The 25,541-nt window shown below is 61.0% G+C and carries 21 protein-coding genes and 1 tRNA gene; 9 read left to right on the top strand and 13 right to left on the bottom strand.

What is annotated here, in order from left to right; all coding sequences use genetic code 11:
• Positions 1-78: 78 nt before the first annotated feature.
• Positions 79-459 (bottom strand): hypothetical protein, encoded by a 381-nt coding sequence (locus KUA11_RS07790; RefSeq protein WP_254454770.1) that lies wholly within the window; start codon positions 457-459, stop codon positions 79-81.
• Between the two features lie 109 nt (positions 460-568).
• Positions 569-2,407 (bottom strand): phosphomethylpyrimidine synthase ThiC, encoded by a 1,839-nt coding sequence (thiC, locus tag KUA11_RS07785; RefSeq protein ID WP_254454792.1) that lies wholly within the window; start codon positions 2,405-2,407, stop codon positions 569-571.
• A gap of 560 nt (positions 2,408-2,967) precedes the next feature.
• Here thiC and KUA11_RS07780 point away from each other — a divergent pair.
• The 3 genes from KUA11_RS07780 (at position 2,968) to ung (ending at position 7,055) form a co-directional block, all read left to right on the top strand.
• Positions 2,968-3,975, top strand: a complete 1,008-nt coding sequence (locus tag KUA11_RS07780; protein ID WP_217409766.1) for an acyltransferase family protein — start codon at positions 2,968-2,970, stop codon at positions 3,973-3,975.
• Between the two features lie 897 nt (positions 3,976-4,872).
• Positions 4,873-6,216 (top strand): MFS transporter, encoded by a 1,344-nt coding sequence (locus KUA11_RS07775; RefSeq protein WP_217409765.1) that lies wholly within the window; start codon positions 4,873-4,875, stop codon positions 6,214-6,216.
• Positions 6,217-6,350: 134 nt separating this feature from the next.
• Positions 6,351-7,055, top strand: a complete 705-nt coding sequence (gene ung / locus KUA11_RS07770; RefSeq protein WP_217409764.1) for a uracil-DNA glycosylase — start codon at positions 6,351-6,353, stop codon at positions 7,053-7,055.
• A gap of 187 nt (positions 7,056-7,242) precedes the next feature.
• On the opposite strand, the gene ppa is transcribed toward ung, so the two are convergent.
• The gene (ppa, locus tag KUA11_RS07765) at positions 7,243-7,767 is read right to left on the bottom strand and encodes an inorganic diphosphatase (RefSeq protein ID WP_166317086.1); all 525 of its coding nucleotides are present in this window, start codon (positions 7,765-7,767) and stop codon (positions 7,243-7,245) included.
• 134 nt (positions 7,768-7,901) lie between these two features.
• Here ppa and KUA11_RS07760 point away from each other — a divergent pair.
• From KUA11_RS07760 to KUA11_RS07750, 3 genes are all read left to right on the top strand, one after another.
• Positions 7,902-7,975 (top strand) — tRNA-Ile (locus KUA11_RS07760).
• 95 nt (positions 7,976-8,070) lie between these two features.
• On the top strand, positions 8,071-9,750 hold the full coding sequence (gene ettA, locus KUA11_RS07755; protein WP_217409763.1) for an energy-dependent translational throttle protein EttA: 1,680 nt from the start codon (positions 8,071-8,073) through the stop codon (positions 9,748-9,750).
• A 96-nt stretch (positions 9,751-9,846) separates the two neighbouring features.
• Positions 9,847-10,377 carry a GNAT family N-acetyltransferase gene (locus tag KUA11_RS07750; protein ID WP_217409971.1) on the top strand — a complete coding sequence of 177 codons (531 nt, stop codon included), beginning with the start codon at positions 9,847-9,849 and terminating at the stop codon, positions 10,375-10,377.
• Here KUA11_RS07750 and KUA11_RS07745 read toward each other — a convergent pair.
• The 7 genes from KUA11_RS07745 to KUA11_RS07715 form a co-directional block, all read right to left on the bottom strand.
• Complete coding sequence (locus tag KUA11_RS07745; RefSeq protein ID WP_217409762.1) at positions 10,350-11,294, bottom strand: acetamidase/formamidase family protein; 945 nt, start codon at positions 11,292-11,294, stop codon at positions 10,350-10,352. The genes KUA11_RS07750 and KUA11_RS07745 overlap by 28 nt on opposite strands.
• A 125-nt stretch (positions 11,295-11,419) precedes the next feature.
• Entirely contained in the window at positions 11,420-12,376 is a 957-nt protein-coding gene (locus KUA11_RS07740) for an aldo/keto reductase (RefSeq protein ID WP_217409761.1), read from the bottom strand.
• Positions 12,377-12,547: 171 nt separating this feature from the next.
• Positions 12,548-13,255, bottom strand: a complete 708-nt coding sequence (locus tag KUA11_RS07735) for a nucleotidyltransferase family protein (protein WP_254454790.1) — start codon at positions 13,253-13,255, stop codon at positions 12,548-12,550.
• Positions 13,256-13,323: 68 nt separating this feature from the next.
• Positions 13,324-14,115, bottom strand: a complete 792-nt coding sequence (locus KUA11_RS07730) for a sterol desaturase family protein (protein ID WP_217409759.1) — start codon at positions 14,113-14,115, stop codon at positions 13,324-13,326.
• Positions 14,112-15,272, bottom strand: a complete 1,161-nt coding sequence (locus tag KUA11_RS07725; RefSeq protein ID WP_217409758.1) for an LptF/LptG family permease — start codon at positions 15,270-15,272, stop codon at positions 14,112-14,114. Before KUA11_RS07725 ends, KUA11_RS07730 begins: the two co-directional genes overlap by 4 nt.
• The gene (locus tag KUA11_RS07720) at positions 15,269-16,519 is read right to left on the bottom strand and encodes an LptF/LptG family permease (RefSeq protein ID WP_217409757.1); all 1,251 of its coding nucleotides are present in this window, start codon (positions 16,517-16,519) and stop codon (positions 15,269-15,271) included. Before KUA11_RS07720 ends, KUA11_RS07725 begins: the two co-directional genes overlap by 4 nt.
• Positions 16,516-17,418: a metallophosphoesterase family protein gene (locus KUA11_RS07715; protein WP_217409756.1), complete on the bottom strand. Its 903-nt coding sequence runs from the start codon at positions 17,416-17,418 to the stop codon at positions 16,516-16,518. Before KUA11_RS07715 ends, KUA11_RS07720 begins: the two co-directional genes overlap by 4 nt.
• A 279-nt stretch (positions 17,419-17,697) precedes the next feature.
• On the opposite strand from KUA11_RS07715, the gene KUA11_RS07710 reads away from it, so the two are divergent.
• The 3 genes from KUA11_RS07710 to KUA11_RS07700 all read left to right on the top strand — a co-directional run bounded on the left by KUA11_RS07710 (position 17,698) and on the right by KUA11_RS07700 (position 21,086).
• Entirely contained in the window at positions 17,698-18,672 is a 975-nt protein-coding gene (locus KUA11_RS07710) for a diacylglycerol/lipid kinase family protein (protein WP_217409755.1), read from the top strand.
• 64 nt (positions 18,673-18,736) lie between these two features.
• Entirely contained in the window at positions 18,737-19,693 is a 957-nt protein-coding gene (locus tag KUA11_RS07705) for a hypothetical protein (protein WP_217409970.1), read from the top strand.
• Between the two features lie 130 nt (positions 19,694-19,823).
• Complete coding sequence (locus tag KUA11_RS07700) at positions 19,824-21,086, top strand: NAD(P)/FAD-dependent oxidoreductase (RefSeq protein ID WP_217409754.1); 1,263 nt, start codon at positions 19,824-19,826, stop codon at positions 21,084-21,086.
• A 141-nt stretch (positions 21,087-21,227) separates the two neighbouring features.
• Here KUA11_RS07700 and spt read toward each other — a convergent pair whose 3' ends face one another.
• The 3 genes from spt to KUA11_RS07685 form a co-directional block, all read right to left on the bottom strand.
• Positions 21,228-22,424, bottom strand: coding sequence for a serine palmitoyltransferase (gene spt, locus KUA11_RS07695; RefSeq protein WP_217409753.1), 1,197 nt, complete (start codon positions 22,422-22,424; stop codon positions 21,228-21,230).
• A 7-nt stretch (positions 22,425-22,431) separates the two neighbouring features.
• Complete coding sequence (locus KUA11_RS07690; RefSeq protein WP_166317125.1) at positions 22,432-22,683, bottom strand: acyl carrier protein; 252 nt, start codon at positions 22,681-22,683, stop codon at positions 22,432-22,434.
• Between the two features lie 167 nt (positions 22,684-22,850).
• Entirely contained in the window at positions 22,851-24,641 is a 1,791-nt protein-coding gene (locus KUA11_RS07685; RefSeq protein ID WP_217409752.1) for a fatty acyl-AMP ligase, read from the bottom strand.
• Between the last annotated feature and the right edge of the window lie 900 nt (positions 24,642-25,541).

The following is a 25,541-nucleotide window of genomic DNA, read 5'->3' as shown; positions in this document are numbered from 1 at the left end:
TGATCTGTCCAGTCTCGTCCTGTGAATACCCACTCTAGTTTTCACATTTTATTAACCCTGAAAAGGCGCTGCTGCCGCTTATGGCTGCCGAACGCCGATATTTCCGGCACCTATATTGCTAGCCCCGATATTTCCCTGTCCCACATTGCCCCATCCCACACCGCCCTGCTGAACGGTTGCGGAGCCTCCGTTCCCGGTATTGCCATAACCGCCTCCGTAGCTGCCATTGGAAGAACCCGATCCCCAGCCGCCTCCCGTCATGCCCGGTGAGACGATGACCTGCGTAGGCGGTGGCGGATAATTCTCATAGGTATCGCCCACGGGGGCGGGTTGGCCGCCCGTAGTATAGTCCCAATGCTGGGAGGCTGTGCGGGATGGAGCATTCGAGTAATCCTGTGCCACCGCAGGGCCGGTGAGGCAGGCAAGTGTGAACGCGGCACGAGCAAAGTTTTTCATCATCGGCTTCCTCCGGACGGGACCGGAGGACAGCACGAAAAAACAAACTTAAGATTGAACTAAATTAAAGCGCCTCTGACCATCACGAGATCGCCGGAGGCTGAGTGGCGGATCACTCTGCCGGAACGTAGACCTTGTTCCCGGCTTCGCGGAATTCGCGGCTCTTTTCCTCCATGCCCGCGATGCGCTGTGCATCGTCGCGGATGTCCTGTGAGATACGCATGGAGCAGAATTTCGGCCCGCACATGGAGCAGAAATGCGCTGTCTTGTGCGCCTCCTTCGGCAGCGTTTCGTCGTGATAGGCGCGCGCCGTGTCCGGGTCGAGAGAGAGCTTGAACTGGTCCTCCCACCGGAAGGAGAAGCGCGCGCGGCTCAGCGCGTCGTCGCGCAGCTTGGCGGACGGATGCCCTTTTGCGAGGTCCGCCGCATGGGCGGCGATGCGATAGGTGATGACGCCCACCTTCACATCGTCCCGATTGGGCAGACCAAGGTGCTCCTTGGGCGTGACGTAGCAGAGCATGGCCGTGCCGAACCAGCCGATCATGGCGGCGCCAATGGCGGACGTGATGTGGTCGTAGCCCGGCGCGATGTCAGTCGTCAGCGGGCCAAGCGTGTAGAATGGCGCTTCGTCACATTCCTTGAGCTGCTTGTCCATGTTGGCCTTGATCTTGTGCATGGCCACATGGCCCGGTCCCTCGATCATCACCTGACAGCCCTTGGCCCATGCGATTTTGGTCAGTTCGCCCAGTGTTTCCAGTTCCGCGAACTGGGCGGCGTCGTTGGCGTCCGCAACCGAGCCGGGGCGCAGGCCGTCGCCCAGCGAGAACGACACATCGTATTTGCGCATGATGTCGCAGATGTCTTCGAAATGCTCGTAAAGGAAGCTTTCGCGGTGCTCCATCAGGCACCAGCTCGCCATGATCGAGCCGCCGCGTGAGACGATGCCCGTCACACGATCCGCCGTCAGTGGAATGTGCGCCAGACGGACGCCTGCGTGAATAGTGAAGTAGTCTACACCCTGTTCGGCCTGTTCGATCAACGTGTCGCGAAACACTTCCCATGACAGCTTGCTGACGTCACCGCCGACCTTTTCAAGCGCCTGATACATCGGCACCGTGCCGATAGGCGTGGGAGCGTTGCGCAGAATCCAGTCGCGGATGTTGTGAATGTTGCGCCCTGTGGACAGGTCCATGACCGTGTCCGCACCCCAGCGGATGGACCAGACCAGCTTTTCCACTTCCTCGGCAGCAGAGGAGGTCACGGCTGAATTGCCGATATTGGCGTTGACCTTCACGAGGAAGTTGCGGCCGATGATGACCGGCTCAAGTTCGGGATGGTTGATGTTGGCCGGGATGATGGCGCGGCCACGGGCAATTTCCTCACGCACGAACTCTGGTGTGACGAAGGTGGGAATAGCGGCCCCGAAATCCTCACCATCCGCACGACGCGTGGCAGCCCCTTCGGCGGCCTTGAGGCGGCCCAGATTTTCGCGGTGCGCAACGTAGATCATCTCATCCGTGATGATGCCTGCGCGTGCGAATTCATACTGCGTAACGAGTTTGGCGTTGCCGCCTTCCAGCACTGTGTGAGGGGCCGGACACGGATCGACCAGATGCTCGCCCGTTGCGCCACCGTTGTCTTCCGGGCGCACGGTGCGGGGCGTGGCCGGACTGAAGCCGCGCTTGGTCAGCCATTCGGCACGAACCTTGGGCAGGCCTTTGGCCACGTCGATGGTGGCCGTATCGTCCGTGTAAGGCCCGGAGGTGTCGTAGAGACGCAGCGGCGCTTCGTTCGCGGACGGATCGAGTGCGATCTCACGGAACGGCACGCGGATATCGGGACGGCCTTCAGGGCTGGAATGGACCTTGCGCGATCCCCAGATGGGGCCGGTGGTGACGTGACCGGGAGGCGGCGCTTTCGTGTCGGCGCCTTTGGGTGTGATGTGGTTCATGTCTGCGTCCTCGCGTCGTATGCGAGGAACGGGCCGAGCCGTTTTGGCCTTCTGCCGTGCGGAAAACACGGCGTGCGCGTGCGACCAGACCAGTCCCTCCGCCGGTGCTAACCGGATCAGGTTCCCCGATGTCGTGATGACACCGGCAGGGTCGCCGCGCCGTCCTGTCATGCAGGAGCCATGCGGCCTCTCAGTTCCTTTGAGCGGAACCCCCCTTGGTGAGACGTATGAGACGGGAGGGCACGACGAATGTCAACGTTCTCGCGCGGGCGTGAACGGGAAGGAGGGTATTGTCATCCCCGCAGTTCCGATTTCGTGGGATCAATTGCCCTGTTGGTTGTATGTTCTTGGTGACGTCCGTTTAGGGGGAAGACTGCGAGTTTTTTTATAAAAGCCTGAGTTATATTGAGAATAAGTAATCATAAGCGACAGATTGATAGTGTCGGGATGAACAAATCAAATGCAATACTGATAGACTGCCGCACTCTTGGCATATGGTTCTCCAAGTAAATGGGAGCCGCGATATCCTGTCAACGCGTGGAGAAGATAAAGGCCATACGATGCTTCAAGTGCTTCGCATGCTCGTCGGTCTCAGTATTTTTAGCGGCCACTGGGCGGAACCCTATGTTGGGCAGTTGTGGCCCCAGGGGCAAATTGCCATCGACATCTTTTTCATGATCGAAGGTTTTCTTGCGATGGGCTATCTGTCGCAACCCGCTGTTGTCGATGCGGTCAGATGGCAGGTTATCGGCAGGCGCATCGTCCATATCTACCCGATCTATGCCATGGCTCTCGTCATAGGCTTCGGCTCGTGCGCTCCCTTTGCGTTCGCCAACGCGGACGGATGGACAGTCAAGAGCTGGATTGGCGCCTTGTTTTCGGGTTTTGCCCTGCTGCCTTTCTTCTCGACGCTCGTTCATGGCTCGGTCTTCCCTCTTAATCCACCGAGTTGGGCTATCGTGCTTGAACTGTTCGGCTTCGCGCTTCTCGTCGGCCTACGCGTTCATGACGCGCCCAGACGGCTGTTCGTTTTATGGATCGGCGCCGCACTCACCTACCTCGTGCTCGGTGCGATCTGGCGCGATCCGAATGCAGGTTGGTCTTCCACGCATTATTGGGGCGGGTGGCCGCGCATGACCATGGGTTTCGCTGGTGGCGCGTTACTGTGGCATCTCTATGGGCGCTATGGCGCACGCGCTCCGAAGATCCACCCGGTTTGTGTTCTGGTTTTATTCGCGAGTATGCATCTTCCGAAAATCCATTTTATTGGCTGGCCATTACTCGTAATTGGCGTGCCTCTTTTGGTCTGGTCCGCAGCTTCGTGCTCACAACCCGTCTGGCTTAAAGCCGTCGCAGTCTTTGCCGAACGGAACACGCTCGCTATCTACTTGCTCGGCTATCCTATCATGATGATCTGGCGATTTGCTGACACTATCTTCATGGCGTCTCCTGCTTTCGCTGGGAGCTTGACAGGGTTCGTTCTGGTTCTTTGCAGTTTATTGGCCGCCAGCATGACCGTCGCGCACCTACAGAAAAATATAGAAAATCTCAGATACTGTCGTGTTTGATTGGTTTAGTGATGAGGGATGGCGATGGCATAAAAGGAAAAATCGAAGCTGTACATGGCAGTCGATATCCTAAGACATCTTTTGGTCTTGATAGAGCTCCGCAAACCCGGTGCGGAAGCTCATGAAAGACTATGAGCGATGTGCTTCAACGTTCGCAGCCACGCACACCATCTGTTCGATTGGGAGAGGAGATACTGGCAAGTGGATCTGGTGGATAGGCTCGGTGTTATGGAGTGAATAATGAGATTATCTCGTCGGGCAGGGAGCGGATTCGATAAACATTCCTTTGGCGGAATAGAAAATCATTAGTAAATCACTGTATTAGATGAATTGTTTCTATTGTATTTTGAAATATCATTGTAAAATAAACATATTTTTTAGCTATTTTGTTCATATAAGAGGCAAATTATCAAAAAGTGTTGAAAATCTGGCAGTGAGATGGTATGTGACAGATACAAAGCAATTCATGAGAAACCACGCAAGGAGGTGCACAATAAATCCTGTCGTCGGGATCAGGTTGGTCCTGATATAAAAATGGTGTTTCGCCCTTGATGCGGCTTGCGGTCTTTGTGCTTCGTTTTCTGCAAATATGAAGCGCGATGTGAATATGCCCTGATCTCGGTATTCTCCGATGTATTTCCGCCGCGGCGATGATCCGCCCCCGACCTGAGTGGTCGTTTCCTCTCGATAATTCCCTGTTGCCGCTCGATGTATTCGTAGTCACGGATGTGAGCGTGCTGCCAATCGACCGGGAATCGAGTTTCACCCGAAAGATTCCGGTCCTTCCCGTTTCACGCGGGTCATGCCGGAGAATCGTACGGTCAGCTTCCATTCTTCACATGCCGTGAAGATATCAATCGTTGTTGTCCTTGCCTGCGTAAAGAGGAACATATCCCCTTGAAACAGACAGATACCCTGTCCTCTCCTTCGACATCCTTCGCTGACAAGCTCGGCATTCCCGGTCCACTTTTCTGGGGCTTCGTCGGTCTGCTCTTTTTCATGATCGGTGATGGTGTCGAAGCCGGTTATCTCGCGCCCTATCTTGAAAGTCAGGGCATTTCTTCCCGTGACACAGCCTTTCTGTTCACGATCTATGGTGTGACGGTTTCCATTTCGGCGTGGCTGTCTGGCCCACTTTCCGATTTGTGGGGTCCGAAAAAGGTCATGTGGATCGGCCTAGGTCTGTGGGCCGTCTTTGAAGTGCTCTTTCTGGCCATGGGTGTGGCCGTAAACAGTTATCCCGTCATGCTGGCCGCCTATGCCATGCGTGGTTTTGGATATCCTCTGTTCACCTATGGATTTCTTGTGTGGATCGCGGCCGCGACGCCTCCGCGTCAGCTTGGCTCGGCGGCCGGGTGGTTCTGGTTCGCCTTCTCCGGTGGGCTTCCGACGCTTGGTTCCCTGTTCGCAAGTTTTTCCATTCCCGTGCTCGGGGAGATGGCGACGTTCTGGTCGTCCCTCGGGCTTGTCGTCTTCGGTGGTCTTCTGGCGCTTCTGCTGACGCGCGAGCCGATCGGCTCGGCTCCGCTGGTGGACAAGAATACGCCCGCGAAAACGATTTTTTTCAGTTCTTTCAGCATTCTCTGGCGTGAGCCCAAGACGTTCATCGCCATGATTGTGCGCACGATCAACACGTCGTCAGAATACGCGTTTCTGGTGATCATGCCCGCGTTCTTCACGAAGGTTGTCGGGTTCTCGCTTTCGCAGTGGCTGCAGCTTCTCTCCATCGTGTTCCTGTCGAACATTCTGGTGAATCTGGTGTCGGGCATTGCCTCGGATCGCGTGGGGCATCGTACGGTCGTGGCGTTTGGCGGTGGTATTGGCGCGGCCATCATGGTGCCGGCGTTCTACTATGTGCCGCTGATGTATCCGGGCAATTTCATGGTGGCTGCAATCATTGGCGCGCTCTATGGCGCGACGCTGGCGGCGTTTGTGCCTCTGTCGGGTCTTGTGCCGCAGATCTGTCCCAAGGAAAAAGCGGCGGCTCTGTCCGCGCTCGGTCTGGGGGCGGGCGCCAGCACATGGGTTGGTCCGGCCATCGTGACATGGTTTGAGTCCTGGCATGGTATTGAGGGTATCCTCTGGATTTTCTCTGGCCTGTATGTGCTGTCCGCCGTGATGACGTTGGCGCTGACGATTTCGCCGGAGGCGCGCCGTCATCTGGACAAGATGGCCAAGCGTGAGCGTGCGGCTGTCCGGGGTGACATGGCGGGTGAACTGGGTCTGGCCGATCGCGTCTGATTTCGATCACCGGTCGAGGATATGAGGGGCGAAGTCCGCAACCGGACTTCGCCCCTTTTCCTTTTCGGCATTGTGCCGGATGGTGCGGAGCCGCCTGTGGATGGCGGGATGTAATGGCAGAGGGAGCGGGATGTATGAGCGAAACCACGGTCAAGCTGGATGAAAGTTGGCGGGTCGCGCTTCAGAAGGAGTTCGACTCGCCCTACATGAAGGATCTGAAGGCTTTCCTTGTCGAAGAGAAGAAAGCGGGGAAGATGATCTTCCCGCGTGGGCCGGACTGGTTTCGCGCGCTCAATCTCACACCTCTGGGTTCCGTCCGTGTGGTGATCCTTGGGCAGGATCCCTATCACGGCATGGGACAGGCGCACGGTCTGTCTTTTAGCGTGCCGCGCGGCGTGCGCGTACCGCCCTCGTTGGTGAACATCTACAAGGAACTGTACAGCGACCTTGGTATCCCGCCCGCGCGGCATGGCAATCTTACGCACTGGGCGAAGCAGGGCGTGTTGCTGCTCAACAGTGTCATGACGGTGGAACAGGGACGGGCCGCTTCACATCAGGGGCACGGCTGGGAGCGGTTCACGGATGCGGTGATCGCCTGCGTGAACGAGCAGCGCACACCCGTGGTGTTCATGCTCTGGGGCAGTTACGCGCAGAAAAAAGCGGCGTTTGTGGATTCGTCGCGCCATCTGGTGCTCAAGGCGCCGCATCCTTCGCCGCTGTCCGCTCATAACGGCTTTTTCGGCGGTCATTATTTCTCGAAAGCCAATGCGTTCCTTGAAGAGCATGGTCTCAAGCCGATCGACTGGCAGTTGCCGGTTGAGGCGAATGAAGACGAATGATGCTGCCTCAGGGCTCCGCCTTGAAACCCGCAAAAGGTCGCGGCTCCTGTGATGCCCAATGACGAAATGAATGGAGGTGCAGGAGGCCGAGCCTCCTGCCGGGGGACGGGGCAGCGCCCGGTACACGAACGCCCCGCTCTCTCGGAAAGAAAAGCGGGGCATTCCCATCGCCTGAAACCAGCGAAACTTACTTCTTTGCGGCTTCCAGAGCGGCCTTGATCAACTCACCCGCGCGGGCTTTGTCGCCCCAGCCGGTGACCTTTACCCACTTGCCCTTCTCCAGATCCTTGTAGCGCGTGAAGAAGTGCTCGATCTCCTTGAGGGTGATCTCGGGCAGATCCTCGATCTTTTCCACCTTGGAGAACTGGGGATGGATCTTGTCGTGCGGCACGCACAGGATCTTCTCGTCCTGTCCGGCCTCATCTTCCATCAGCAGCACACCGATGGGACGCGCGCGGATCACGCACCCGGGAACGACGCCACGCGGCGTGAGCACCATGGCGTCGGCCGGATCGCCATCGGCGGCCAGCGTGCCGGGAATGAAGCCATAGGCCGCCGGATAGGCCATGGGCGTGAACAGGAAGCGGTCCACGAACAGCGCGCCGCTCTCCTTGTCGATCTCGTACTTGACCGAAGATCCCTGCGGGATCTCGATCACGACGTTGATGTCGTTGGGCACGTCCTTGCCGGGGGACAGTTTGGAAACGTCCATGGTCTCTCGCTCCGTTAACAATTAAGCGGCCGGAGCGTATCCGCGCAGGCGGGCATTGCCAAGCGCGATGCGCAGCCCAATGCAACTCACATCTTGCAAAAACGCGGCGTTTGGGCGAATCAGGGGCGGCCTGCGCGCCCGTAGCTCAATTGGTTAGAGCGGGCCGCTCATAACGGCTTGGTTGCGGGTTCAAGTCCTGCCGGGCGCAGGCGACAAGTCCGGGGGAGGCCTGACCGGCCTGCGCGCCTCCCGCCTCATCTGTGGCCCTCCTTTTCCACGACCGTATTTCAGGAGTTTCGTCCCGTGGCACCATATCAGTATGTCTATGTGATGAAGGACCTGACCAAGTCCTATCCGGGCGGTCGCGAAGTGTTCAAGGGCATCACGCTCTCCTTCATGCCGGGCGCCAAGATCGGTGTGCTGGGTGTCAACGGCGCGGGTAAATCCACGCTGCTCAAGATCATGGCTGGTATCGACAAGGAATACGGTGGTGAGGCGTGGGCCGCCGAGGGCGTGCGCGTGGGCTATCTGGAGCAGGAGCCCAAGCTCGATCCGAACCTGACGGTGGGCGAGAACGTGGCGCTGGGCTTTGGCGACCTCAAGAAGGCCGTGGACCGTTTCAACGAGATTTCCGCCAAGTTCGCCGAGCCAATGGACGACGAGGAGATGAACGCTCTTCTCGCGGAGCAGGCCGAGCTTCAGGAAAAGATCGACGCAGGTGACGGCTGGGAACTGGACCGCAAGCTCGACATCGCACTCGATGCGCTGCGCTGCCCGCCAGCCGACAGCCCCGTAGACAAGCTCTCCGGTGGTGAGCGCCGCCGCGTGGCGCTGTGCCGTCTGCTGCTCGAAAAGCCCGATCTGCTGCTGCTCGATGAGCCGACCAACCATCTCGACGCCGAGAGTGTGGCGTGGCTGGAAAAGACCCTGCGCGACTATCAGGGCACTGTCATGGTCATCACCCATGACCGTTACTTCCTCGACAACGTGACGAACTGGATTCTCGAGATCGAGCGCGGTCGCGGGTATCCGTTCGAGGGCAATTATTCTTCGTGGCTGGAGCAGAAGCGCAAGCGTCTGGCGCAGGAAGAGAAGGAAGAGAGCGGCCGCCAGCGGGCCCTTGCGGCCGAGCAGGAGTGGATCGCCTCCAGCCCGAAGGCCCGTCAGGCCAAGAGCAAGGCCCGCATCACCAAATACGAAGAGCTGCTGGCCAAGAGCAACGAGAAGACCACCGGCACGGCGGAAATCGTCATCACGCCCGGTCCGCGTCTGGGCAATGTAGTGATCGAGGCCGAGGATTTGACGAAGGGCTTTGGCGATCGCCTGTTGATCGACAATCTCAGCTTCAAGCTTCCCCCCGGTGGCATTGTTGGCATCATCGGTCCCAATGGCGCGGGTAAATCGACGCTGTTCAAGATGATCACGGGACAGGAGAAGCCCGACAGCGGAACGCTGACCATCGGTGATACGGTGGAACTGGGTTATGTGGACCAGTCACGCGACAGTCTCGATGACAACAAGAATGTCTGGGAAGAGATCTCGGGCGGCACGGATGTCATCTATCTGGGCAAGCGGGCGGTCGCTTCCCGTGCGTATGTCGGCGCATTCAACTTCAAGGGCGCGGACCAGCAGAAAAAGGTCGGCGTGCTTTCGGGTGGTGAGCGCAACCGCGTGCATCTGGCCAAGATGCTGCGCAAGGAAAGCAACGTTCTTCTGCTTGATGAGCCGACCAACGATCTCGACGTGGACACGCTGCGCGCGCTGGAAGACGCGCTGGCGGAGTATCCGGGCTGCGCGGTCATCATCACCCATGATCGCTGGTTCCTTGACCGTCTGGCCACCCATATCCTCGCCTTCGAGGGTGACAGTCACGTCGAGTGGTTCGAGGGCAACTTCGAAGCCTATGAAGCGGACAAGCGACGCCGTCTCGGTGATGCCTCCACCGAGCCGAGCCGCATCAAGTATCGCCCGCTCGCCCGCTGAGCGGGTACGCGGTTTCCTTCACGTTTTCTCGCCGGAATCGGGGAGCATGATCGGTTCTGATCGGCTCTCCGGTTGTTTGCGGGGCCACGTGGAATGATGAATCTCAACTCCATACGCACGGGTCGGCTGACGCTTTCGCCCGTGTCGTGGCGCGATATGAACGACATCGCGCGGCTGAAGGCCGATGGTGCGGCGTTTGGCATGATGCTGGGCGGTGTGCGCAACCGTCAGCAGGCGGAAGCGGACATGGTGTCCGACATCACCACTTGGGCAAAACATGGCTCCGGCATGTTCGCCATCCGTGAGAACGGCAAACTGATCGGTATTACCGGGATTCATGAGCGCCCGGATGGGCGTGGCATGGCGCTGCGTTTCGCCATCCATCCTTCGGCGTCAGGCCGGGGGCTGGCCCGGGAAGCGGCGGCGGCAGCACTTCGGCACGCGCATGCGGCGGGCATAGGGCGCGTGATCGCCGTCGCCCGCGACACCAACATCGCCTCACGCAAGGTATTGGGCGGTATCGGCATGCATGTGTGCGACAGCTTCATGCGCGATGGACATGAGATGCTGGTGTTCGAGAGTATGGCGGATAGGCGCTCTCAGGACAGCACCGACCGGGGGAAATAGAACGAGATCACCCAGTTGGGCTGGTCCACGATCTCGGAGATGCGCAGGTCGCCGCACACCGAACACAGCATGTAGGCCTCCATCGGTGTCAGGTGATGCTCATTGGTCAGCAGATCGATCATGCGCATCACGCTCTCGCGGGCCGCCGTCATCAGATCAGGCCCGATGCCGGTCGTGGCTTCGTAACCGGCATTGTCGAGATGCCGGGTGACGGGGCCGGGTGTCGTGAAACGGGGTGAAGCAAGCCGGGCGTCACGCACGAGATCGAGTGTGACGACCACATCCATCTGGCTCTCGATGGCGGTGCCGCAGACTTCTCCATCCCCCTGCGCGGCATGTGTGTCACCAATGGAAAACAGGGCACCCTCGACTTCGACCGGCAGATACAGCGTGACGCCTTCCGTCAGATCCCGAATGTCGAGATTGCCGCCCACACGACGGGGCGGCACGACCGAATGCTGGCCTGCTTCCATCGGGGCGACACCGACGGTGCCTGCAAAGGGTTTGAGGGGTACACGGAAACCCGAACCATGCAGCGCCGGTGTCATGGCATCTGGATCGTAGGTCCACATGTGCAGGGCCGGATCGGGAAACTGATCGGCGAGCAATCCGAATCCCGGAATGTTGGCAGTCCAGCCAAGTCCGGACGGGATGAATTTGCGGAAGGTAACTTTCAGGGCGTCACCCGGTCGGGCGCCTTCCACGAAAACAGGCCCAGTCACCGGGTTGGTGAGACTGAAATCCAGCGTCTTTACATCGTCCGCAGTGGAACCGGCATGGAAATGACCATCTGCGGCGTCCACACATTCGAAATGGATCGTCTCACCGGGCCGAGCGGTGAGGGCGGGTGCGAAATCACGGTTCCAGCCGAAATGTCGGTGGGCACGATGAATGGTATGAGTACAGGCGATACACATGCGAACGGCCTCTCGTCAGGAATGAACGAAGGGTATGCATGGATCAGCGTAGACTCATCGACCGCTTGGGGCGACGGAAAATGTTTCTTGGACGAAACATCCGCCGCCTTCGCCGCAGGTGGGCGTTATGGAGCGCTTGCGGCTTCCAGTTCCGTCATGTCCTGTGACGTGAGGTCCAGACTGACGGCCTTTGCGAAGCTTTCGATCTGGGAAATCTTCGTCGCGCTGGCAATGGGGGCTGTCACGCCTTCCCGCTCGATAAGCCAGGCCAGCGCCACTTCAGCGTCTTTCGCGCCGTGACGTTCCGCCACCTTATCCAGCGCTTCAAGAATCTTCAGTCCGCGCGGGGTGAGATAGCTCTTCACCTTGTCACCACGCTTGCTGTCGCCGATATCAGCTTCGCTGCGATATTTGCCCGACAGAAAGCCGGAGGCCAGTGCGTAATAGGGCACGACACCCAGCCCGTCCCGTAGGCACAGATCACGCAACGGGCCGTCATATGACGCGCGGTCGTAGAGATTGTATTCGGGTTGCAGCACTTGATAGGCGGGCAATCCTTCGGCTTTCGCGGTGTCCAGGGCATCACTGAGTTGCGCCGCATCGAAGTTCGAGGCACCGATGGAGCGGATCTTGCCCGCTTTCAGAAGCTTCTCGTAAGCGCCCAGCGTTTCCGCCTGCGGCACGTTCGGGTCGAAGCAGTGAGAGAAGTAGAGATCAATCCGCTCGATGCCCAACCGCGACAAAGACTCTTCGACGGCCTGCAGGATCCGTTTTTCGGACAGCCCCGTCTTGCCCGGTTGGCGCATATCCATGCCGACTTTCGTGAAAATCTTGACCCGGTCGCGCATTCCGGGCCGAGCTTTCAGCCACCGCCCGATGATGGCCTCGGACTCACCGCCCTGGTTGCCAGGCACCCACACGGAATACACGTCAGCCGTATCGATCGCATCGAACCCATGATCGACAAAGGCATCCAGCACGTCGAAACTGGTTTTCTCATCGATCGTCCAGCCAAAGACATTGCCGCCGAACACGATGGGAGAAATCTCGAAACCTGTTTTGCCAAGCGCACGTTTTTTCATTTTCGATCTTCCCGAATATGTCGTTGTCTGGGGAGAAGGCCAGCCGTCCGCAATGCTGATTGGAGGCGCTCCTTCCTGCATCTCACGCGCAGCTCGACGCGAGAGTTCGCAGCTCGCTCCGCGCGTTTCTGACCGAATAGTCACGCATACCCACAGCGCGACGGAGCGGACTTAGTTGCGCCGTTCACTCGCCATCAGTCTGCGGACCAGTTCGAGGTCCGCGGGTTTGTCCACGTCCACCGCCGCGCGTCCATCGGGCATGAACACGAAACGGGCCTGAGCGCCGGTCAGCTTGCGGATGCGTGCGAGCAGCGCGCGGGTATCGAGCCTGCGCAACAGGAACCGCAGCAACACGGACGGCCCCAGCAGCCAGCCCATGCGCAGAGGATGCTTGCGCTCGTTCTCCAGTCGTCGCCACAGGGATGCCACGCGGCGCGAGACTTCGGTGCGGAACAGGAAGAGATTGCAGCCCGAAAAGGCGACATCCGCCAGGCGGATGAAGGTACGCGCCGTGCCCGGCACATCCCGGCGCACGGTGGCTTCCTTCGCCACGCCCACGGCGAGATCGGCCGTGCCTGCGTCTTTCAGGAACGCTTCGATCCATTCCGGGCGGAGCAGCGGATTATCGGCGGTCGTGACGAGAAGGGGCGTTCCGCATGCAGCGAGCCCGGCGAGAACACTGGCGCTCGGGCCATCTGCGGCCGGAATGATGTCTTCGCCGGGGAGCAGCAGCCCGTCCAGCACGGTGGGCGTCTCAATGCAGACGATGATGCGTGTGATCGCGGGTGTGGCACGCAGCGCGTCCAGCACATGCGCGATCATCGGCTTGCCGTCGAGCGGGATCAGGGCCTTGTGCGACAGACCAGCGGCCACGGCCATCGGGTCTGCGGCTCCCCTGCGGGAGCCGGCCAGAACGAGGGCTGAAAGCGTGCCGGTGGTCGTAGTGTTCACGCGGCGGTCCTGTCCGTCCGTGCCGAGGGGCGAGCACCGTCGGGACGGTCGCGCGGCGCGGAACCTGTCAGTTCCATCACCCACGGATAGCGCTGGGCTTCCTTGATGTCATAGCCGAGGTTGAAGACCGTGGGGCTACGCGGACGACTTTTCGCATCGGTGTAAAGGGTGCCGAAGGCACGATCCACGACGTAACTGGTGATGCCGAAATTGATGTCTTCATCATGGAAGTGATGGAGGACGTGCCACGCCTTCATCTTCTGGATCCACGCAGCCTTGGGTTTGTAGTTCAGGTGCTGAATGCAGTGGAAGAACTCGTAGATGCAGGTGATGGTCACACCTGTGCCGAAAGCGGCGGCGCTGCATCCCCAGCCCCCGATCAGCCAGCCCACGGGAATGGTCACGGCGGCGATGGTGGGAAGCGTGGTGGCCGGTGCGCCGAACAGCACATCGAGCAGATGCGGATCCTGATGGTGATCGAAGTGGATGCGCTTCCACAGAGCCGCCGTCCAGCGCGACTTGTAGAGCCACTGACCATGCAGCACGTAACGGTGCAGCAGATACCACACGAGAGGGTAAACCAGCATCACGGCCACCACGGAGGCGGCAAGCGGCACCCAGCCAGGGGCGAGATGCACGACGAGCGCCACACTGATGACGATGAGGGCAAAATACAGCAGAATCGTCGGATAGGTGAGATACGCCACCCAGAGCTGGCGCAGGTTCATCTTGCCGAGATCGAAGCTACGCCCGGACCGGATGGTCGAATTGCGCAAGGTGGCGCTCATTTGTCCTCGTTCCTCAAAAGCGCGGTGCAGGCGGCAAGCAGGAAGATAAGCAGGCCGGGCGCCGTCGCAACGGGCGCCGGAAGCAGGCCCGCATTGCCCATGGCGCGGAACATGCCCTGCACGATGATGAAGAGCAAACCGCCACCGAGACACCAGACGGGGAGCCAGCTCCGCAGCCCGGTGCGCGGAGGAATATAGATCACCGGCAGCGCCAGCAAAAGCATGACGATGAAGGCCAGAGGCCGGAGCAGGCGCTCGAAGAGGGCGGCCCGCAGATAACCGGGGGTCTGGTTGGTTGCGATGTGTCCGTGCAGAGCCGCGAGAATCATGCCCGAAGAGAAGGGGATGGATTCCTGCGCCAGCCGCAGCATGTCCGTCGGCCCGAAAGGGTTGATCCACATGGCCGACTCGCGCGCGCTTTCGGTGGCCGTGGCGTCGTGCGCCTCCAGCGAGACGGTGATGCAGCGAATGCCCGAGAGCGTCCATTGCCCCTGCGCGTGAACCGCGCGTTCGGCGTGAAGCGTGCGCAGCAGGCGGCCTTCCGAGTCCCGGTCATAGAGATCGATTCCCACCGCTTCATGTCCGGCGCGGGCCACATGATGGACATGGGCCAGTTCGTTGGCGGCAGGTGGTGTGGAGAGGGTGGGCATGGGACAGGCGGAAGCCTGTCCGCCGGGCACATGGAACCAGAAGGAACGGCCGGTCTCGGGATGGGGATCGGTGCGGTTCCACCACGCGGCCAGTGCGAGTTCCGAGCGCGGTGTGACCTGATCTTCCATGGCGAAGCCGAAACCGCCGATCAGCAGCGTGATAGGAACAAGGCGGATGAAAAAGCCCAGCGGAGACAGCCCGGCGGCCCGCAGGATGGCGACTTCGCTGTTCATCGTCATCTGCGTGAGCAGCAGCAGGGCGCCGATCAGCACGCTCAGCGGCAGGGCGTTGAGCAGCATGGCGGGCAGATGCAGGCCCATATAGGTCAGCACACCGCCAAAGCCGAGATGGCGCTTGAGGATGGGCGTCATCTGCTCCAGCAGCGCCAGGATTTCCATCAGCGCGATGAGGATGGCGCAGCACATGACCGTGCGCGAGAGCAGGCTGAAGGAGAGGTAGCGCAGCAGGACGTGCCGGGGGCCGCGCGGAATCGCGGGGTCTCTCATGACGCGGCGCTCTCCCGCGGGGCTGCCGGGCGGACGCGGCGGATGGGCAGGATCTGGCCACGGAACAGCATCAGCAGCACACAGGCTCCGCAGAAGACCAGCGTGGGGGGCCAGATCACCAGAAAGGGCGAGGACTTGCCGCTCGCCACCAGACTCTCGCCCATCTGAAGGATGTGGTCATAGGTCACGAGAACCAGCACGGCCACCGCCAGCCCTGAACTGCTGCGCTTGCGTTTTCCGATGATGGCCAGAGAGACGGCCAGCACGGGAATGAAAGGGATCGACAGGCTGCGGGCAAGACGGAAATTCAGTTCGGCCCTCAGACTGGCCAATGGGATGTCGGTCTGCATGGCCGCTGAGGCCGGAACCTGCGGCTGAGGATCGCCGTGTTTGACGGTGCGGATCTTGCTGGCCAGTTCGTGGGAGGTGAGTTCGCGCTCATCGTCGCCACGATGGCGAAAGGATGCGGCCTGTGCGCGGGAAATCAGGCGCACAGCGTGGTCGAACGTGGTGACGGTGGACTGTTCGCCCGGGCGAACCGTGAGAATGGAGCCGTCGAACAGTTCGATCTGCACCTCTCCCTTGGAGGTGTCGCTGCGGATGGTGCCTGTGCGGGCGGTGATGTCGCGCTCCCGATCATCGCTCATGTCACGGATGAACACATTGATCAGATGCGACCCGGCGTGATCGACGCGGTCCGCCGTCAAGGTGAGGGAGCTGGAGGGGGAGGCGAACATGCCGGACTGGAGCACGGGGGACCATCCGGCATGGCGGGCGAAGTAGAATCCCTCGCGGAACTGATAGCGCGCATGGGGCTGGAGATAGCCGTAGAGCAGCATCGACAGCACGCCGATGACAGCGCCTGTGATGGCGAAAGGGCGCGCGACGCGGGCCAGCGAGACGCCGCTGCTCATCAGCGCGTCCAGTTCGTCGCCCTCGCTCATGCGGCGCACGACGACAAAGACCGACACGCACAAAGCGGCGGGCAGGGCGAGGCCCATATAGTGCGGCAACAGGTCGGCCAGCAGCTTGACGAGGGTGGAATAGGGGCTGGCGGCGGAGGCGAGAACATTGAGCAGCACCAGCAGCCGTTCCAGCAGCAGCGCGATCAGCACGACCGAAATGGCGATGGCAAAAGGCGGGACGGTCTGTGCCAGAAGATAGGAGTCGAGCGTACCCGGCCGCAGCCAGCGCGGCAGACGCGCGAGCGGTGGGATGTAGGCCGACTCCTTCGGGGTGGTGGTCATGGACCGGTTGCTCCGCCGTCCGGGCGTGTGAGATCATAGCTCCGGAACGTGTGCAGTCGCCCATTCGGCGCAAGGCGTCGGGCTTCCACCCGAATGTCCCATTTCGTGGCCTTTGCATCGCGTGTGACGGTGATGCGGTTCCATCCGGCCGCGCGCTTGAGGCTCCGGCCCGGTCGGTGGGAGGCCGATGTGACGCCGATCAGCGGGATATCGGTGCCGGACACGGTGGTGAGTGTGCCTTCGTGAGAGTGGCCGTGAAGGACCACCTCCGCCCCGTTGTCGCGTAACATTTCGGCAAAAGGTGTGATGCCGTACAACTTCTTGTGCCACATCATGAGACTATGCGCGGGCGGATGATGGATCATCACGACGCGACACAGCCCATCGGCACGGGTTTCGCGGAGCAGTCGGGCGGTGCGGTCCAGTTGCGCCGGGCTCACACGGCCGGATGCGAAGAACGGCGGTGTCACGATGGCGGAACTGACACCTATCAACACCACGTCGTTCACCCGCAGGCACAGCGGCTCATTCGGCCCGCTCATGCCGCCATACGGACTCCACAGTCCCGGCCCTTCCTCCCACGGCTCGCGGACGAGCGTGTCGTGGTTGCCGGGAATGACGGCCTGCACATGGCCGGTGCGGCTCAGCCAGCGGGCGGCGGCCGCACTTTCGGCCCGGGTGCCGAGATTGGTCATGTCGCCGGTGATGGCGAGCGCGTCGGGATTATGGGTGGCGATATCGCGCATGACGGCGGCCAGCGGCGCTGTGCGGTGGATATGGCGGCGGATGAACAGCCATGACAGAAGGCTGACGGCGCGCTTGTTGGGCAGGTCGCGCAGGCCGGGGAGGGCTTCGAGCGGCAGATGCGGGTCGGAGAGATGGGCCAGAATGGCTGACACTAAGGGATTTCCTGACCTGACGTTCGGAGACGGTCGCGGGGGACAGGACGGAACCTGACCGGACGCATCGATCTCTCAAACGGCGTATCCGATCAAGAGGGCGGCGCGCAATTCTTCCCGTCACGCAGCGCGGAGCGGCGACAGGGAGGAATGTGACAACTTGAAGTGAGGCGTCTATAGGAGCCGCGTCATCACGCACGAGTCATCCGGGTTGTCGCGTCCTGACGACCCTCTTTTCGGACCGCAGGATGACGGTCGCCCCGGAACACGGATAGCCGCGTGCCTTCATCTGTCGCCTTGATTCACAATTCGCGCAGTCGTCTGAACATCCATGATGGAGGAGCCTTCGCCCGTGAGGCCCGCGCGCTGTTCGGGGACAATTTCATCGAGCCGAAAGGTCAGTCGGAACTGTCCGAGGCCATGGTGGAACTGGCGCGGCGCGAGGTGCAGCTCATTGTGATCAATGGCGGCGATGGCACTGTCAGCAACGTCCTGAGCGCCCTGCTGGTCTGCTGGCCGCAGGACCGGCTGCCGGCGCTGGCCGTCATTCCTTCGGGCAACACCAACCTGATTGCCAGCGATGTTGGCTGCCCCACCCGTGGGCTTCCGGCACTGGCTCTGCTGCGCGAGAAGGTGCGCACGGGCACGCTGATGGACGATGTGCGCTGGCGTCATCCGGTGGTGGTCTCGTGGTCGGACCCCAAGCGTCGCCCCGTGGCGGGAATGTTCGGGGGGATGGCGGCGTTCACCCGTGGAATCGAGATCGCGCATGCCCCTGCGATCCTTGATCGGTATTCGCACGACACCGCGGTTCTGATGACAATTTTTTACGGTTTGCGTCAGTTCCTGCGCGCGGAGGTGCGCCAGAAATGGATGGCGGGCACGCCCATGACACTCACCGTCGATGGACAGACCTCCGATATCCGCTCGCGGTTTCTCTTTCTGGTCACGGGACTGCATCGGCTCTCACGGGGCGTCTGGCCGTTCTGGCTGGACACGCCTGCGCGGGGAAGCGTGATCTATCTGGACATTGCCGGAAACCCGCCGGGACTGGCACGTGGGCTCCTGTCCGTGCTGCGCGGCCGCATTTCGCAGCGTTTGCGGCGGTCCGCGGCTTATCACAGCGGCATGGCCGCCGAGATCATGATCGAGACCCACGACCGTCTGGTGATGGACGGAGAGGAACTTGCGCCGGGTGAAGACGGACGTGTGTGGCTCCGCGAAGGGCCGCGTCTGGCGTTTATCCAGTGCTGAAGAGGGCGCTGTGAGCGGCACGACCGAAACGGCGCGGACGAACGCTGCCCGAACCGTCGCCCAGATGCTGGCGACCGAACTGACTTCTCCCGTGCCGCCACTGATTTCGCGCTTCGTGGAGCGGATGGTGGGGCTCTCCAGACCGCTGGGGGTGCTGTTTTATGGCTCTCTTGTGCGGAAAATCGCGCAGGGGGAGACCGATCCGTCCGTTCTCGCGGAGGGTGTCCTCGATTTCTATATGATCGTGGAGCATCAGTCGGACTGGCCGCGTGGGCGGCTGGCGCGTGTGGCGAATGCCCTGCTGCCGCCAAATGTGGAATATCACGAGATGGACGTGGACGGTGTGCCCCTGCGCGCCAAGGTCGCCATTCTCTCATTGAAGCAGTTCCGCCGGTTAACCCGACCCGAGTGCCGCGACACCACCGTCTGGGCGCGGTTCGCGCAGCCTGTGCGTCTGGTGTGGGTGCGCGATGCACAGGCCGCCGATGCCGTGCTGCGCTGTGTGATCCGCGCGGTCGGGACCGCCGCACTCTGGGCTGCGGAACTTGGTCCGGATCAGGCGACGCCGGAGGGATATTGGCAGGCGCTGTTTCATCGGACCTATGCGGCCGAGCTTCGGGTGGAGACAACGACGCGTTCGCGCCATCTTCTGGCGGGTGAGGAAGCGCGGTTTTCGCGGCTGCTCACGGCGTCATGGGTGGCGGCGGGTCTGGACGCACAGCTTCGGCCCGACGGCCAGGTGGCATCTGGTGTGCCGGAAGCCGAGCGAGAGCAGGCGGAGCGCCGCTGGGCACTCCGCGCACGGCTGGGGCGTCCGCTCAACATTGCGCGGCTGGTGAAGGCGGCTTTCACGTTTGAAGGGGCTGCGCGTTACATCGTGTGGAAAATCCAGCGCCACAGCGGTGTGCATGTGCCGCTCACACCCTTTGCCGAGCGTCACCCGGTGGTGTGCGCTCCTGCTGTCCTGTGGCGCCTAGTGCGCGCAGGGGTGTTCCGCCGTACGGGCAACCCTTCGTCCTGAAGGGGCGGTTGACCGGCGTGCCGCTGGATGGGAAAGCGGAGAGGCGTCCCTTGGGATGCGGAAAATGACGGTTTGCGGACATGAAGCGCCCGACATTGCGCGCTTCGTCCGGACAGGGAGTGTCCATTACATGGCTCGATCGGCGCTTGTTCTCGGTGGCGGTATGGTGGGTGTCAGCACGGCATGGCACCTCATCCAGAAAGGCTATGACGTCACACTTGTGGAGCGCGGCGAGCCGGGGCGGGAGACGTCCTATGGCAATGCGGGACTGATTCAGCGTGAAGCCGTTGAGCCGTATGCCTTTCCTCATGACCTGATGAAGCTGGTGCAGGTCGCGTTCAAGCGCGGCAACGACGTGAATTACCGCTGGGGCGATCTGCTCGCCATTGCGCCGAAGCTTGCGGAATACTGGTGGAACTCTTCCCCGCGTCGCTACGGCGTGGCGCGCACGGGGTTCGAGGCTCTGATCCGCCATTGTCTGAGTGAGCATGAGGCGATGGTCGAGGCCGCAGGAGCGGCCGATCTGGTGGAAAAACAGGGCTGGACCCAGATTTTCCGCACGGAAAAAGGATTTGAGGACGGCGCCGCGCGCGCCCGGTATTTCGCCCGCGAGTTCGGTGTGGACAGCCGTATTCTCGATCCTTCCGCTCTGGCCCGCGAGGAACCCGCGCTGCGTCGTCGCATGACGGGCGGTGTGCAGTGGACGACGCCGTGGAGCGTGAAAGACCCCGGTGCGCTGGTGCAGCGTTATGCGGAAGCGTTCGTGAAGGCCGGTGGCCATATTGTGCATGGCGATGCCCGCACGCTGGCGAATCTCTCGTCGGGCTGGACCGTGCAGACAGCGGATGGTCCGGTTTCCGCGGAGCAGGCGGTAATTGCGCTCGGGCCGTGGTCATCCGATCTGACGGAGGCGATGGGCTATCGTTTTCCGCTGTTCGTGAAGCGTGGCTATCACCGGCATTTCAAATGGGACGGCAAACTCAACAATCCCATGATCGACACGGATGCTGGCGTTGCCCTGTTGCCGATGGCGCGGGGTCTGCGTGTGACGACGGGGGCCGAGTTCGCCCGCCGCGATGCGCCGCCGTGCTGGCGTCAGATTCGCGAAAGCGAGCGTCTGGCACGCGGGATGCTCGACATCGGTGAGGGAGTGGAAGCCACGCCGTGGATCGGGAGCCGTCCCTGTGTGGCAGATATGTTGCCCATCATCGGGGAGGCGTCCGGTCATACGGGACTGTGGTTCCATTTCGGTCATGCCCATCAGGGCTTCACGCTTGGCCCAGCGACGGGGCGTCTGTGCGCAGAGCTGATGAAGGGCGAGACGCCCTATATCGATCCACTGCCCTATCGTCCGGGTCGTTTTCGCACGGGACGGCGCGCGTTCACGATCTGAGTCAGGCGTTCACGTCAATAGGGGAAGGGATCAGCGATTCCTTCCGGGCGCGGACAGAGTCCGATCGTTTGATAAACGCATGAAAAAGGGCGGCCTGCCAAGTGCAGAGCCGCCCTTTTTCATGATGTGTCGCGTCTGCGATCAGGCGTCCGCAGACAGGCTTTCCAGCGCCTCGCGGAAGATCTCCACGGCCCGGTCGATCTGCTCCGGCGTGTGCGTGGCCATAACGGAGCAACGCAGCAGCGGGTGATGGTCCGGTGTTGCCGGCGGCAGGCTGAGATTGACGTAAAGCCCCAAGGTCAGCAGCCGATTCCACAGCATGATGGCCTCGGGAATGGTCTCCAGCACCACGCCGACCACCGGACTGACCTGTTTACCCGTCTTCAGACCGATACTGTTCAGGCCCGCATGAAAGCGCGCGGCGTTGTCCATCAGGCGCGTGCGTAGTTCCGGATGCGCCTTCATTTCGTCCAGTCCTGCCATGGTCGCGGCGATGACTTCCGGCGGCAGCGAGGCAGTGAACATGTACGGGCGGCAATGCAGCCGCACCAGATCCAGTTCAGGATGATTGGAGACGCAGTAGCCGCCCACAGTGCCGACGCTCTTGGAAAAGGTGCCGACAATGAAGTCCACGTCTTTCTCGACACCAGCGGCTTCCGCCACACCGCGTCCTGTCGGGCCGAGCACGCCGAAGGAGTGGGCTTCGTCCACCAGAAGGGTGGCACCCGTCTCGCGTTTGACCTCGGCCATTTCCTTCATGGGCACGACATTGCCCGTCATGGAATAGATGCCCTCGACCACCACGAGCTTTGCGCCCGGTTCGTCCTTGATGCGGTTCAGGCGCTTGCGAAGATCTTCGGGATCATTGTGACGGAAGCGGATGACCTGCGCATGGCCGAGGCGACTGGCGTCATAGATGCTTGCGTGGCTGTCGGCATCGAGCAGCAGATAGTCGCCCTTGCCTGCCAATGTGGAGATCATGCCGAGGTTGGCCTGATACCCGGTCGAGAAAACCATGCAGTGCTTCTGGCCGAAATAGTCCGCGATGCGGGCTTCGAGCTGCTCATGCAGGCTTTGCGTGCCGTTGGCGATGCGTGAACCGGTCGTGCCAACACCACGGGCGCGTACGGTCTCGATCGCCGCCTCGATGGCGCGGGGAGACTGGCTCAGGCCCAGATAGTTGTTGGTGCCGAACAGCAGCGTCTCACGCCCCTCGATCAGTCCCACGGTGGAGGAGATGGGGCGCTCGATGACGACCGAAAATGGATTGCGTCCGCCAGCGGCCTGAAGTTCGGCCAGACGCTGTTCTACGCCACGAAACTTGTCGAAAATGCTCATGCAGGGATCAGCCGCCGTTGCGGATGGCGACGATGCAGGATGCAAGATCGTCGATGGTACGGATTTCGGCCAGACGGTCCAGCGGGACGGAGACATCGAGTTCGTCCTCGATTTCCATCACGAAATTCATCACGGCGAGGGAGTCGAACGCCAGATCTTCAACGATCTTGCTCGATCCGGTGATGTCACGGGGCACCTTGGGATTGGCAAGGAGCTTCTGGATGATCAGAGCCGAGACATCCTGAACCGTTTCACTCATTCGGGGCACCTTGAATCAGTTGCGGGCGGAATGTCCGGTCATGGGCATGGTTCCGCGGAACGGCGGGGTTATGGCGGAAAACATGTCCCCTCGCCAGAGAAATGTCACGGCACGACGTGTCATCCAGTCCTGCCGTGACCGCATCGGTGGTCGGGAGCACCGCCGCTTCAGGCGGCTGAAGCCGTCTCGTCGATACGGGTGAACGCGCCGGAGAGCAGCATACTACGGGCCTTGGCACGCGTCAGCTTGCCTGAGGATGTCTGGGGCAGGGAGTGCGGCGGCAGAAGGATGATCTCCGCCTCCACCCCGTGCAGGCGACGGAACACGGCCGCGATCTTTTCACTCAGCGCCTGCCGGCCCTCTGCTGTGGTGGCACGGCAATGGACAAGAGCCACGACCTTTTCACCGCCATCTTCCTCGATCGAGAACACGGCCACATCGTGATTGCGCAGTCCCTCGACCTCGTGCTCGGCGCTCCACTCAAGGTCCTGCGGCCAGATGTTGCGGCCATTGATGATGATGAGATCCTTGGCGCGCCCCGTCACCACGATCTGGCCATCGAGCATGTAGCCAAGGTCGCCTGTGTTCAACCAGCCATTGGCGTCCAGCGCTTCGGCGGACTCGGTCGGGAGCCGGAAATACCCGCTCATCAGACTGGGGCCGCGAACGAAGATGGTGCCGATATGGCGTTCGGGCTGAACCGTGCCGTCAGCATCGCGCACTTCGATCTCGTGACCGGGCAGTACGCGGCCGCACAGGACGAAGGTGCGCAGAGGATGGGAGGGATCGTTGCTCGGATAAGCCACACCCTCCATCTCAAGACGACGCAGATCGATGGTGTCGGTCCGCATTCCGACGTTCAGCGGAGCAAAGCTGATGGCGAGCGTGGCTTCGGCCATGCCGTAGCTGGCCACGAACGCGCGGGCGTCGAAACCAAGCGACGCAAAGCGCTCGGCGAAGTTCTCCAGAATGTGCGGGCGGATCATGTCGCCGCCGATACCGGCCACACGCCAGCTCGACAGATCGAGCCCGGCCGCACCGGACCGGCGCGAGCACAGGTCGTAGCCGAAGGAGGGGCTGTAGGAGAGCGTGCCGCGATTGCGGGAGATCAGGTCCAGCCAGACATGCGGACGGCGGGCGAATTCACGCGTCGGCAACAGATCGACCGTAAGCTGACAGGTCATGGGCGTGATGAAGAAGCCTACGAGACCCATGTCATGATAGAGCGGCAGCCACGAGACGCAGCGGTCGCCGGTTTCACGGACCTGCAGACCGTCATGCGCGATGGAATGTGCGTTGGCCAGGCCGGAACGCTGTGTGACGCAGACGCCTTTCGGAAAGCGCGTGCTGCCTGAGGAGAACTGGAGATAGGACAGGTCATCCGGGCGCACTGTGGGCAGCGGCCGCGCGGGTGCGGGCAGTTCCATCAACTGGGCCGGAGAGCCGCCGAACTTCAGATCGAACCCGGCAATGATATCGTCGGTCCAACTGGCGATCAGGTCGGGGATGACGATGGCGGAAGCGTCTGCTGTCTCGATCATGCCGCGAATGGTCGCGACATAGGTCTCACGGCCACCGAAGGCCACCGGCAGGGGCATGGGAGTCGCCACCAGACCGGCATACTGACAGCCATAGAAGATGCGCGCGAAGTCGCCGTCACTTTCCGCGATCAGGCCGACCCGGTCACCCGGCTGGAGGCCGAGAGCCAGAAGGCGACGCGCCATCTCGATGGCTTGCTCACGCAGCAGAGCATAAGGCAGCGCTTCAAGAAGGACACCGCGACCGGAATAGATATTGTACCCCGCCGCTCCCTGCGCGGCGTAGTTCAGAGCCTCGGGGAAGGTGGCGAAGTCACCGTAACGTCGGTTCTGGCCGGACTCGGTCTGAACGGGAGTAGGTGTCGTGTCCTGGAAACCGGTGAGCGTGGAGACGCTTTCGATACGGGATATGACGGTCATTCAGCTGGCCATTCTCGGGTGATTGACAACCGCGGCGCTGTGGGCACGGAACCCTGTAGTGCTCTGCCGCTGGGATCAGGCGTGTGGCCTATATAGGGTTTTTATCATTTTATGAAATCGCGCGTTGTTACGGATATTTCCATTAGCGTCATTTTGGGTGAAATCGCTGTATCCCGCAAATATGGGAGCCGTGGGCGAACGGAGATGCTGGGAACGCTGAAGACGGGAGGGCGTTCGAACCCATAAAGGTGTGCCCGCACCCAGAAAGCAGAGGTTTCTGTGATATTTCGATGACCGGGGACAGCTCTCGGTTGCATGAGAAAAGAGGGCTCAAAAGCCCTGTTCGTCTTTGAAATGCGTGGAAATAATTGTTGTGCAGAGACGTTGCTCAAATGAAGGCTGGTCGGAGTCGTCCCGAACGGATGCGTCTCGACTTATAAGGTGTGTTGGATCGTCTATTAAGTAGAGCTTAACGCCGCAAGGGCGTTCGAGTTCACGTTGAATGAGGAAAGCCCGAGCGGAAGCCTTTTCTACTTGGTCATTGTCATGAGGTGGGGCGGACGGATGGGTAAGGTGTCTTTCCATCTTATGGTCATCAACGGTCTGATTCAGATGGATCGTTGGGGAGGTGGTGCCTGACGATGGGAGGATTCGTGCGGGGAGTTATGGCGGTATGCTGTGTTCCTGGATTTTTTTGAGAAGAATTTTTGGCGGTTCCCTGCGGTTTCGGGGGGTATGTGAGTGTTTTTATGTAAGTTTTTTGAAAAAGTCGATTGACGTTTTTTGAGGTATCGCCGTATAAGCCGCTCACCGAAGCGGACGGGGGGTTGCACTTCCCGGGGCGCTGAGGCAGAATGGTTGGCTCCGGTTTCTTCTGGGGCGTTGTTCTTTGACAACTGA

This window comes from Acetobacter estunensis (genome assembly GCF_019083805.1).
GTDB lineage: Bacteria > Pseudomonadota > Alphaproteobacteria > Acetobacterales > Acetobacteraceae > Acetobacter > Acetobacter estunensis_A.
Note: the sequence above shows the minus strand (reverse complement) of the source record. Positions and strands in the feature narration are given on the sequence as shown.